This window comes from Mesorhizobium sp. ORM8.1 (assembly GCF_053005525.2).
The window spans coordinates 2,838,362-2,850,074 of the sequence record NZ_CM132600.1 but is presented as its reverse complement, the minus strand read 5'-3'; the positions used below and the strand labels follow the sequence as shown (position 1 = coordinate 2,850,074).

Sequence of the window (11,713 nt, the reverse complement as noted above, 5' to 3'; positions counted from 1 at the left end):
GCACCGGCCTCGTCAAGCGCTTCGGAGGAACCCTTGCTCTCAGGGGGTCGACTTCAACGTGAGGGCGGGTGAGATCCATGCTCTGCTTGGCGCCAATGGTGCCGGCAAATCCACACTAATCAAGATCCTTGCACGCGTTCATAAGCCGGATGTCGGTGAGATCACGTTGCGTGGGACTCCACTGACTGAAGAGATGCTCGGAACGCGCCTCTCTTTCGTACATCAAGACCTTGGCCTCATCGAAACGATGAGCGTTGGTGAAAACATGGCGATGGCCTACGGCTATCCGAGGCGTCGCAGATTGATTGACTGGCGTGCAGTCGATGTCATGGCTGATGCCGCACTGCGCAAGCTTGGCGCGCCGCTGCCTCTCAACAAGCTCATCGGCGAACTGAGCCAGGCAGAAAAATCGATCGTTGCCATTGCTAGGGCGCTGACCCAAGACATCGACATTCTTGTTCTCGACGAGCCGACGGCCAGCCTTCCCGAGGCGGATGTGGAGCGGCTGTTCGCTGCGGTGCGGACGCTTCGGGCGCGGGGCGTCGGCGTTATTTACGTGAGCCATCGTCTCGACGAGGTATTTCGGCTTGCGGATGCCGCAACCGTTCTCCGCGATGGTCAAGTTGTTGCCACGTATCGCCCCATGAGCGTATCGCCCGAGCAACTTGTCAAAGACATCTGTGGCAAGACGCCCTTGCGGCGCCAAAGCGCGGGTTCTCGAAAGAGCGTTGCTGCGGTGCTCGAAGTCGCAAACCTCTGCATTGATCATATCGGTCCCGTTTCGTTCGATGTCGCACCCGGAGAAATCCTGGGATTGGCCGGACTTAGAGGCCAAGGGCATGAGGCTGTGGGACGTGCCATCAGCGGAATCGATCCGGCGTCTTCTGGAGAAATTCGTGTCGCCGGTTCGACGAGACGTCTGCTGAAACCCCAGGATGCCATCGGAGCCGGTATTGGTTTTGCCTCCAGCAAGCGAGCGGAGGAAGGGCTCGCTCCCACGATGAACGTCAGGGAGAATCTTTTTCTCAATCCGTCCAATTTTGGCCGCGGCAGTTTCTCCCTCGCCACGCCTGCACGCGAAAGCCGGGACGCCGAGATAATCCTCAGGCGGCTCGACGTGCGTCCAAAAGATCCAGAGCGGGACGTAACCACCCTCAGTGGAGGCAACCAACAAAAAGTCGTTTTGGCCAGGCTAGCCGGACGGGATTACCGTGTCCTGGTGCTCGAAGATCCCACAATGGGAGTCGACGTTGGCGCAAAGGCGGAAATCTACAAGATTCTCGCTGATGGAGCGGCCAAAGGTACGGCCTCTATCGTCATCTCGTCGGATTTGGATGAATTGGCGCAGATCTGTGACCGTGTCCTTGCGTTTAGCGCAGGCAAGATCGTTGCGGAGCTAATCCGCGACGAACTTTCGGTTGAGGCGCTTATCAGTGAAATCAGTGGCGCAACTTCGGCGGCTGTCTCTCAAGCCGACGTCCGAGCTCGCGTCCCATGATCGAACGAATGCGGTCTGAGACCCAAATCAACAAGAAAAGTGAGGAAACGGACATGGCGGACAGCAACTTGTCGCCTCAAAATCTGAATGAAATGGCGACCGGAGGTCGGGAAATCCCGATCAGATTCGTGACTGAGAAGCGTACGTTTGGTCAATCTCTGCTTCACATTGTATCGAACCATGGGCTTCTTCTGCTCGCTATACTATTTATAATTGCATACGCATTCCTGTTGCCTGACACGTTTCTTACCAAGCAGACTTTTCGTGCAATTATAGCGGCAAGCGTCATCGTCTCGTTTCTCAGCCTGGCCGAGATGATTGTCATCGCCTCCAACAACTACGATCTCTCGATCGCTTACAATCTTGGGCTCTCCCACATTGTCGTAATGGGGCTTCTGACCACAACCCCAATCCCTTGGTATGTAGTTGTAATAATTGCGATTCTTGTCGGAGCGACGATAGGCCTGATCAATGGCCTACTGGTGGAATATGCGAAGATTGACTCTTTCATCGCGACCTTGGGTGTCGGCACAATCCTTTACGGACTCGGCGCCTGGTATACCAATGGCGCCCAGGTGGTTGGTGAACTGTCGACCTACTTCACCGACATCAATGACGCGACTTTCTTGAACATACCGCTGCCGGCCATCTTTGCTGCGATCCTCGCTGTCGTTCTCTGGGTTGGCTTTGAATTCCTGCCTGTCGGCCGACAAATCTACGCTGTGGGGGGCAACCGGAAGGCGGCCGAGTTGACGGGTATTTCGGCACGTCGCCTGGTAATCACCGTTTTCGTGCTTAGCGGGGCAATTGCCGCCTTTGCTGGTGTTGTATTGGCGGCGCGTTTGCGGGTCGGCCAAAGCGCTGTCGGTCCCGAGTTTCTACTGCCAGCGTTTGTGGGAGCGCTGCTCGGATCAACGACAATTCGCCCCGGCCGTGTCAACGCGTTCGGAACGATCGTTGCGGTGCTCGTCCTGGCAATTGGAATTTCCGGACTGCAACAGCTCGGTGGCGGATTCTACGTAGAGCCAATCTTCCAGGGCACCAGCCTTATTCTTTCGGTCGGGCTCGCGGGATATGCCGCACGCCGCCGCCGCGAAGGCCGCCGCGGCTGACAATACACAGTTCAGGATCGCACGGCGCCTGCGTAACAAGTCGTGCAAATCAACTGGGAGGAACGTTATGAAGACAACCCTGAAATCCACCTTTCTGTCTAGCGCCGGAGCATTTGGCCTGTTGCTTGCAACTGGTGCTCTGGCCCTGCCCGCCGCTGCCGAAAGCCTTGACCAGATCAAAGCTGAAGCGGCGGCGGCGACGGCGCCCGTGACACAATGGGATGGTCCAACGACGGGGCCAAAGGCCGACAAGGGCAAATTTGTCATCTACCTTGCGGATACGCAAACGAACGCCGGCAGCGCGGGCACGGCTGCGGGAGCCAAGGAGGCGACGGGCGCGCTTGGCTGGAAATTCCAATTGCTGGATGGCCAGAATACGGCGACAGGCCAGTCGGCGGCGCTTGAACAGGCTATCGCCCTAAAGCCTGACGGCATCATCCTGGGGAGTTTCCCCGTGGAGCGGTTTACGGATCTGATCAAGCGGGCTGGTGCGGCAGGAATCAAGATTGTGAGTTGGCACTCGGCTGCCGCACCCGGTCCCGTTGCCGGAGCGCCGGACCTCTTCTGGAACATTTCCACCGATCCATACGCGATTGCAAATACTGCCGGCAAGTATGCCGTTGCCCACAGCAACGGCACGGCGCAGGCGGTTCTCCTCACCGACGGGCAATACCCGATCGTCGTCACCAAGACCAAGGGTGAGTCGGACGGCATCACCGCGTGCGACACGTGCAAGGTGCTTTCTCAGGAGAACGCGCCCTATACGGAAATCTCGCAACGCATGCCATCCCTTATGGGAGCGCTGCTGCAGCGTTATGGCGACAACCTTGGCTACGTGCTCGCCTTCAATGATCTGTATTTCGACTTCTCCGTGCCGACGTTGCGCTCCAATGGCATTGCCGCGGACGCCAAGCCTTTCCTGATTTCCGCAGGGGACGGAAGTGTGTCGGCATATGAACGCATCCGAAAGGGCGAATACCAGATCGGCACGGTGCCGGAGCCGCTTAACATGCATGGATGGCAGGCGATCGACGAGCTCAACCGGGCCTTCCATGGCGAGAAGCCTAGCGGATACATCACCAAGGTCCACCTTGTTACCAAGGACAACATCAACGCCGACGGCGGAGACAAGAACAGTTTCGATCCGGGGAATGGCTATCGCGATCAGTATAAGAAGATCTGGGGCGTAAACTAACCCTTTTCTCTGGCTGGCGACGCTTAGCGTCGCCGGCCAAAATAGACAATAATCAGAAATAGTAATCGTCACTCAAGAGTTGAGCATCTAGATGCCAAGAGTATTTGCTTTCGAGCGTATCGATCCAACGGATGAGTCCACCGATTGGCTTCGGCAGCAGGGCGTCGACGTCATGCTAGGGCGACCGATGTGGGAGACGGGATTCAATCGTTACAGCGAGGATGAGATCATCTCGGCCGCCCAAGGCTTTGATGGGGTCATGGGTGCGAGCGGGGCTCATTTCACGCGTCGAGTTTTGGACGCGCTACCTCAGCTCAAGTACATTTCCAAGTTCGGCGTGGGGTTCGATAGCATCGATATCCCGGCCGCGACCGAGAAGGGCATTCTTGTCACCAATACGCCCGTTGATACGCAAGCCGTACCCGTCAGCGAGCATGCCATTGCGTTGATGATGGCTCTGAACAAACGACTGACCGAATGGACGCCCAGCTTCATGGCTGAAGGTGGCTGGCGGGGTGACATCTTCGGAACCATCGTCGAAGGCTCGACGATCGGTATTGTCGGTCTTGGCCGCATCGGTGCGGGTGTTGCGAAACGCCTCGCGGGTTGGGACGTCAAGATCCTTGGTTTCGATCCGTTCCTAAAGGAAGCGCCGACGGGGGTTGAGCTCTGCTCTCTGGAGCGGCTGCTAGCGGAATCTGATGTCGTGACATTGCATGCCGTTCCAACGCCCGAAAATCATAAATTGATCGATGCGTCAGCGCTGTCGAAAATGAAGTCGAATGCGATCCTGATCAATACGGGGCGTGCTTGGCTTGTAGACTACCCGGCGCTGCGCACAGCGCTTCGGGAAAAGAGGATCGCCGGCGCTGGTCTCGACGTGTTTGAAACCGAGCCACCATCGCGATCAGACCCGCTTTTCCAGATGAAGAACGTTGTCGTCACACCGCACTCGGCAGCCTGGACGCTGCCAGGCTTGAAGAACATGGGTTGGTACGGTGCCCGCAACATGTGGTCGATGATCAGTGGCGTTGGTGAAGCCAGTATCGTCAACCTGCACTAGCCGAATTTGCCGTCTGCACTTTGAATTGGAGAACGTCGATGACTACACCGCTGGTGGCTGAAAGTTCGCGCAATGTGAAATATCTCGGCCATTCCGATCAAGGGGAAGGCCGGACGGTGTTCAGGTCATGGTCTCTAATGGCTATGCCTATGTCTGCAACAACTTTTCAGCCGGCTTGACGGTGATCGATGTCCGGAACCCTCGTGATCCGAAGCCCGTCAACTTTCTCCCCGTCCATCCGAATTCCTGGTCAATTCATTGTCAGACCCACGGCGATCTCATGCTCGTCGTCGAGGAATTCAATTTCTACAAGGCGTTCGACAACGAGGAAAGTTATTATGGCGGCTCGATCCCCGGTATTCACAGTTCGAAATTCGGCAAACGAGGCGTCGATTATACCGCCGGGCTGCGGGTCTACGACATCTCGGACCGCGCCAATCCCAAGGCTATCGGTTTCATGGAGGTCGAGGGTCTAGGGCTCCACAGAGTGTGGTGGGTTGGGGAGCGTTGGGCTTATGCCTCAGCCTTTCTTGACGGCTATACCGACCACGTCTTCATTGTCATAGACATGGCCGACCCGACCAAACCTGTCGAAGTGGGTCGGTGGTGGCTGCCGGGAATGTGGGCGGAAGGCGGGGAAACCGCGAATTTCCATGGGAGGGTTGCCCTGCATCATGCGGTGATCGCCGATGATGTCGCATATGGCTGCTGGCGCGACGGCGGACTGACCCTGTTGGACGTTGCCGACAAGACAAAACCCAAGCTGATCTCGCATCGCAACTGGTGTCCGCCCTTTGCGGGCGGCACCCACAGCGCGCTGCCGCTGCACGATCGTAATCTCGTAATCGTCGCTGATGAGGCAGTGCGCAATATCGACGTAGAGCCGCTGAAATACACCTGGGTCTTTGACATCCGATCAAAGGAGAACCCGGTCAGCATCTCGACGATGCCGGTTCCAGCCGACCAGGACTATTTCAAGAAACCCGGCCACTTTGGGCCTCACAACCTCTGGGAGAACCGTCCCGAAGGATATCAGAGTTCGCGTTTCATTTTCGCGACCTATCAGAACGCCGGCCTGCGAGTTTTCGACATCGAAAACCCTTTCTGTCCTGAAGAGGTCGGCTGGTTTGTGCCCCCGGCACCCCGCAGCCTTGTCGACTTCCGCCCGGATATCGTTCTGCAACTGCATACGGCGGATATCTACGTTGAGAAGAACGGGGTCGGCTACATGACCGACTTTAATGGCGGACTCTACATCGTCGAAATCGACGGGATCTAGACGCTACCGCACCAGTCAGCACTCGCAGTACCGAAGGGACTCGATATGTACGACAAATCAGATCCACGCGCGAGCCTCGCTCCCGCGAATGCGAAGAGCGTTGAATTCGCGACGTATCATCCGTCCGAATACGCCCGTTTCTACGAGGGGCCACCGCAGTTGAGCGACGCGCTCGTCAGGACTTGGCTTGTGCGAGGGCAGAACGCCGTCAACGCATATTCCGAGACGAAAGCAGGCGCGCAATTCGAAAGAAAGGGACAAGTTGACGAGTGGGTCTTGCTGTTGCCCGATCCCAACGTGGTGGCGGAACTGGTAGTGGGTGGCCGAAGCCACAGCCTATCAGGCGGCACAGTCACGTTCGTTCCTCCAGGTGATAGCAGTCTCACGATCGTCTCTGGTGGACGCGTGGTGCGCTTTTTCACAACCCTCTCGCTGGATCTGGCCGAGCTTTGCGTCAATGCCAGAAGTTATCTTGAAGCTGACCCGAACATACCGCCGTTCCAGCCTTGGCCAACTCCTGCCGACGGCTTCAAAGTGCGGAGCTACAGTCTCGATGTGGCTGACGAGCCGGGTCGCTTTGGTAGGATCTGGCGTTGCACGACATTCATGGTCAACTATTTGGCGCCCATCGACGGCCCACGCGACATAACCAAACTGTCGCCGCATCACCACGACGACTTTGAACAGTACTCGCTGGCCCTGCAGGGGGCATTCATTCATCACATGCGATGGCCGTGGACGCCAAACATGAAGATGTGGCGTCCGGATGAGGGCGAGTTCTGTGGCACTCCGTCCGTCGCCGTTATTCCTCCGCCGGCCATTCATACGACGCGGGCGGTGGATTCGGGCGTGAACCAGCTTGTCGACGTCTTTTCGCCACCCAGGATCGATTTCTCGCAAAAGCCGGGGTGGGTGCTGAACGCCAGTGACTATCCGCTGCCCTGAGGCAGAGCAGGGCTTTGCGGCTGCGGCCTCCGATCCGGGAGCGTGACCCTTCATGAATGAAGCACAAATCTCGTTCCGGAAACGGTTCACATCGAGGGAGTTGCTCTTGGGCACTTTCATAAAAACTCCCACGACGCACGGGATAGAAATACTAGGCGGGCTGGGATTTGATTTCGTGGTGATCGACGAAGAGCACGCACCATTCGATCGTGTCACGGTCGACAATCTGCTCCTAGCCGCGCGCGCAGCCAATACCGCAGCCATTGTCCGCGTCGCCGAAGCGACGCCGGCTAATCTGTTGGCAGCTCTTGACGACGGCGCGGCAGGTGTCCTCGTGCCTCACGTCTCGAGCGTTGAAAAGGCCCGCGACGTGGTCGCTGCTTGTCGTTACAGCGGCAAACGTGGCTTCTCCAACTCGCCGCGAGCGGGGGCTACGGTCAGCTCAATATCTGGGAACATGTTGAAACGGCCGACGCTTCAGTCTCCGTCATCGCCATGATCGAGGACCCCGAAGCGGTCGAGATCATCGATGAAATAATATCGGTGGAGGGGCTGGACGGGGTGTTTATCGGCCGAGGCGATCTCACCGTTGCCATGCACGCGAGTGGTCCGGCTGATCCCCGAGTTAGATCTGTCACAGAACGTATCATTGCTGCGGGTCGCAAAGCCGGGAAGCCCGTGGTGATCATGGTAGGCGATGCAAAGGAGGCGGCCGAATGGCGGTCTCTCGGCGTTAATTGCTTCATCGTCGCATCCGACCAAGGATTCATGCGGCAAGCCGCGGGACGAACGCGGACGGACTTTACGGAACTCGCTGACGCATGACGCGCCGGAGGGCAACTGCTCGCCACACCGCAATTCATCATTCACTTTTAGAGATAAATCAGAGGTAAGGCCATGATCCGACGTTTGAAGACGGCGAAGCCAGAAGGCGAACGCGCTGAGGAGGATGCGAAGGTTCGCGCGACGGTCGAGGCGGCGCTCGCCGATATTGCCGCGCGCGGGGACACGGCCGTACGGGAAATGTCGCAGAAGTTCGACGGCCATTCTCCCGAGACGTTTCGACTGACCGACGGCGAAATCCAAACGGCGTTGTCGAGCGTGGCCAAACGCGATCTCGAAGACATCCGTTTCGCACAGGAACAAGTGCGCAATTTTGCACAGAAGCAGCGCGAGGCCCTGCGCGACATCGAAGTCGAGACGCGGCCCGGCGTGGTGCTCGGACACAAGAACATTCCGGTCAATTCCGTCGGTTGTTATGTGCCTGGCGGCAAGTACCCTATGGTGGCCTCGGCGCATATGAGCGTTCTGACCGCCAAGGTAGCTGGCGTTAAGCGCATCGTCGCGACCGCTCCGCCGGTGCGCACACCGAAAGGTCCGCGTCCGCATCCTGCAATCGTGGCGGCGATGCATCTGGCGGGTGCCGACGAGATCTATTCGCTCGGGGGCATCCAGGCGGTTGGCGCAATGGCACTCGGCACGGCTTCGATCGCGCCTGTCGATATGCTCGTCGGTCCCGGCAACGCTTTCGTCGCCGAGGCCAAGCGACAGCTTTATGGCCGCGTTGGCATCGACCTCTTCGCGGGTCCAACAGAAACACTCATCGTTGCCGACGACACAGTCGATGGAGAAATTTGCGCCACCGATCTGCTCGGCCAGGCCGAGCATGGGCCGACCTCGCCATCGATTCTGATTACCAACAGCGAGAAACTTGCCCGCGACACAATGAGCGAAATTGAACGGCTGTTGAAAATCTTGCCGACCGCCGACATTGCCGCGCAGAGTTGGGAAGACTACGGCGAGGTGATACTTTGCGACAACTATGAGGAGATGCTGGTCGCGGCAGAAGCAATTGCCTCGGAGCACGTGCAGGTCATGACGGACCGAGACAACTGGTTCTTCGAAAATATGACCTGTTATGGTGCTCTCTTCCTCGGCTCGCGAACCAACGTCGCGTTTGGCGACAAGGTTATCGGCACAAACCATACGCTGCCCACCCGGCATGCCGGGCGCTTTACTGGCGGCCTCTGGGTCGGCAAGTTCATCAAGACGCACACCTATCAGCGAGTGCTCACCGACGAAGCCTCGGCTGAGATTGGGGAATATTGTTCGCGACTCTGCATGCTCGAAGGCTTCGTCGGCCATGCCGAGCAGGCTAACGTGCGCGTTCGTCGCTACGGTCGACGCGACGTCGGTTACGGGCAAGCTGCTGAATGAGCGCGTTGCCGAGGATGCCATCGTTTCGTCTCGACGGACGACGGGCGATCGTCACCGGCGCTTCCCGGGGCATTGGACTAGCAAGCGCGGTTGCGCTCGCCGAAGCCGGAGCTGAAGTGACGCTTGTGGCAAGGGGGCGCGAAGAACTCGAGTTACGCGCAGCGGAGATCTCGCACGGCATTTGGAAGCGCCCATACGCTGCCGATTGATGTCGGCGACGTCCAGGTGGTGGAGCGCGAACTGACACGCGCCGGGCCATTTGACATCCTCGTCAACAACGCCGGCGTTTCGCGTCACCGTTCGATGCTGGAAACTACCCCCGAGGATTTCGACTATGTGATGTCTGTTAACCTGCGTGCAGCCTATTTCGTTGCAAAATCAGTCGCCGCCGGCATGGTCAAGGCTGGCCGACCGGGTGCAATCATCAACATATCCTCGCAAATGGGCCACGTCGGTGGCTTCGACCGAACCGTCTACAGCGCTAGCAAACATGCAGTCGAGGGACTGACCAAGTCGATGGCGATGGAACTCGGCGGCTATGGCGTGCGCGTCAATTCAATTGCCCCGACCTTCATCAAAACTCCGCTGACCGAAAGCACCTTCGCGGATCCCGTTCGGCGTGCCTGGATTGAAAGCAAGATCAAGCTTGGACGTGTCGGTGAGTTGGAAGACATCATGGGGGCGGTCGTTTTCCTAGCCAGCGACACCGCCGCGATGATTACCGGGACGAGTCTATTGATCGATGGCGGCTGGACGGCCGGTTAGCACACATGGTGGGCAGCCATGCACGATACCGGACTACTGCAGGAATGCTCACCGTCGCAATAGTCAAGGGCCTGCGTGTCTAGATTGCATCACCACTTGCGGGTATGGAGAGTGAGGCGTCCGTGAGCCCAGTTGGTCGTCAGATGTTGTTCTATGTCAGCTTGTCTAATTCGGCTCCCGATACCTGACAGTCCGCAAACGGCCCCATACCGGTCGTTCCAATCAGACCTGCTAATCGACCTCGGGCACTGCCCCTGTGATAGCCAGCACTTCGAGGCCTTCGATCTCCTGCATCACCTTCCCAGCAATTCCTTGCAAGTCGCCATACATGCCGACCGTCGATTCAATAACACCTTGAATTTGCGCTTCCCGCTTGGCCCACATTCGGATCGTGGCCTTGCGCTCACGTGCAAGATCGTCCTGCATGTCGGAAAACTTCTCGACTATCGCCTCGATGCGCTGCCGAAAACGCGGCCCGGTCAGATACCCGTAGACCAATTCCATCTTTGAAGCTTGGCCGACTTGGACTAACCGGGAGTTGGACAATTCGATAAGCGACTGCCGCAGCATAACAGCGATGGGGACTGCGCACTTGGGATGCGCGACATATACGCTGTCGACTAGGTCGAATGTTTCAACGCCCGGAGGTAGGGTTTCAGAAATGAGCAGGGCGATGTCAGCCTTCGCCACCCGTTGATCGGTCCTCAGCTTGGCGAGCCAGCCCTGACTCCAGTTTTTGGTGCGCTTTGACTCCCAAAGGATGGCCCCGCATTGCTGACCAGCCGGTCCCACGACCCGCTGAAGGACGTCACCACCGAACTCGCCTTTCGCCACGGGCTCGATCACGTCCACTGGGAAGCGACTGCTAATCAGTGCTTCCAGTTCCAACTCCAGAGCTTCACCTTGCAACTGTTGAGAGCCCTGTTCAGCGCGGCGCTTCAGATCTTCGATCTGGCGCTGCATGCCGGCAATTTGTTCCTCTTTTTCGACGATCTTCATTTTGAGGCCATCTTCGGCATCGGACCTCGCCTTTGCACGAACAGCCTCCAGTCCTTCCTGAACCTTTCGCTCAATTGTCAGGGCCATTTCTCTCCGCTCGTCCTCCAGCGCGCGCTGCTTCGTGAGGAATTCTGCTTGCTGCTTTTGCGCCTGTTCGAGCTTGTCATTGCGAGCCTTTAGCGTTTCCTCCAACTCGGCCACCTTCCGGTCCCTCTCCTCCAAGTCGGCCGAGAGCAAAAGTTTGGCCTTGCGAGCCTCGTCGGCCGCGATGTGACCTCGCTCGATCCTAACCTTTTCGGCAACGAGACTCTCGACGCCTTGTTTAGCCACTGCAACGTCATGGCGCTGACGCTCGAGTTCCTCTTCTCTGAGGGCGATCGCTGCATTCGTCTGAGCAATGCGCTGCTCATACTCCTCTCGCGTAGCGGCGATTAACGGCCCCGCCAAAGACTCGTTGAGCTTGATGTCCGTCTTGCAACTAGGGCAGGTGATCGTGGGCTCGCTGAAGACCTTGTCGCCGTGCAGAGTCTTGCTGACAGGTTGAACGGTCATCGAAATTCGCCTCGGAAGAATCGGTTTCCTTGAGGCGGTAGCTTAGCCGATGCTCGCAGCAGTGAATAGAACGAAAAGGGAACTTTTT

At 57.8% G+C, this 11,713-nt stretch carries 12 protein-coding genes; 11 read left to right on the top strand and 1 reads right to left on the bottom strand.

Annotation, left to right across the window (positions count from 1 at the left end):
- Window positions 1-58 precede the first annotated feature (58 nt).
- The 11 genes from ACVDG8_RS14505 to ACVDG8_RS14455 all read left to right on the top strand — a co-directional run bounded on the left by ACVDG8_RS14505 (window position 59) and on the right by ACVDG8_RS14455 (window position 10,074).
- Window positions 59-1,498 (top strand): sugar ABC transporter ATP-binding protein, encoded by a 1,440-nt coding sequence (locus ACVDG8_RS14505; protein ID WP_455707767.1) that lies wholly within the window; start codon window positions 59-61, stop codon window positions 1,496-1,498.
- Window positions 1,499-1,551: 53 nt separating this feature from the next.
- Window positions 1,552-2,610: an ABC transporter permease gene (locus ACVDG8_RS14500; RefSeq protein WP_447255257.1), complete on the top strand. Its 1,059-nt coding sequence runs from the start codon at window positions 1,552-1,554 to the stop codon at window positions 2,608-2,610.
- 67 nt (window positions 2,611-2,677) lie between these two features.
- Complete coding sequence (locus ACVDG8_RS14495) at window positions 2,678-3,805, top strand: substrate-binding domain-containing protein (RefSeq protein ID WP_447255256.1); 1,128 nt, start codon at window positions 2,678-2,680, stop codon at window positions 3,803-3,805.
- 91 nt (window positions 3,806-3,896) lie between these two features.
- Entirely contained in the window at window positions 3,897-4,868 is a 972-nt protein-coding gene (locus tag ACVDG8_RS14490; RefSeq protein WP_447255255.1) for a hydroxyacid dehydrogenase, read from the top strand.
- A gap of 127 nt (window positions 4,869-4,995) precedes the next feature.
- The gene (locus tag ACVDG8_RS14485; protein ID WP_455707766.1) at window positions 4,996-6,147 is read left to right on the top strand and encodes an LVIVD repeat-containing protein; all 1,152 of its coding nucleotides are present in this window, start codon (window positions 4,996-4,998) and stop codon (window positions 6,145-6,147) included.
- A 45-nt stretch (window positions 6,148-6,192) separates the two neighbouring features.
- On the top strand, window positions 6,193-7,092 hold the full coding sequence (locus ACVDG8_RS14480) for a hypothetical protein (RefSeq protein ID WP_447255253.1): 900 nt from the start codon (window positions 6,193-6,195) through the stop codon (window positions 7,090-7,092).
- Window positions 7,093-7,144: 52 nt separating this feature from the next.
- Window positions 7,145-7,591 (top strand): aldolase/citrate lyase family protein, encoded by a 447-nt coding sequence (locus ACVDG8_RS14475; RefSeq protein ID WP_447255252.1) that lies wholly within the window; start codon window positions 7,145-7,147, stop codon window positions 7,589-7,591.
- Complete coding sequence (locus ACVDG8_RS14470; RefSeq protein WP_447255251.1) at window positions 7,588-7,917, top strand: aldolase/citrate lyase family protein; 330 nt, start codon at window positions 7,588-7,590, stop codon at window positions 7,915-7,917. Before ACVDG8_RS14475 ends, ACVDG8_RS14470 begins: the two co-directional genes overlap by 4 nt.
- Before the next feature lie 72 nt (window positions 7,918-7,989).
- The gene (hisD, locus tag ACVDG8_RS14465; protein ID WP_447255250.1) at window positions 7,990-9,309 is read left to right on the top strand and encodes a histidinol dehydrogenase; all 1,320 of its coding nucleotides are present in this window, start codon (window positions 7,990-7,992) and stop codon (window positions 9,307-9,309) included.
- Window positions 9,306-9,518 carry an SDR family NAD(P)-dependent oxidoreductase gene (locus ACVDG8_RS14460; protein ID WP_455707765.1) on the top strand — a complete coding sequence of 71 codons (213 nt, stop codon included), beginning with the start codon at window positions 9,306-9,308 and terminating at the stop codon, window positions 9,516-9,518. Before hisD ends, ACVDG8_RS14460 begins: the two co-directional genes overlap by 4 nt.
- Window positions 9,433-10,074, top strand: coding sequence for an SDR family NAD(P)-dependent oxidoreductase (locus tag ACVDG8_RS14455; protein WP_455707764.1), 642 nt, complete (start codon window positions 9,433-9,435; stop codon window positions 10,072-10,074). The genes ACVDG8_RS14460 and ACVDG8_RS14455 overlap by 86 nt, the downstream gene beginning before the upstream one ends.
- A 231-nt stretch (window positions 10,075-10,305) precedes the next feature.
- Here ACVDG8_RS14455 and ACVDG8_RS14450 read toward each other — a convergent pair whose 3' ends face one another.
- Window positions 10,306-11,625 (bottom strand): DUF2130 domain-containing protein, encoded by a 1,320-nt coding sequence (locus tag ACVDG8_RS14450; RefSeq protein ID WP_447255249.1) that lies wholly within the window; start codon window positions 11,623-11,625, stop codon window positions 10,306-10,308.
- Window positions 11,626-11,713: the final 88 nt, after the last annotated feature.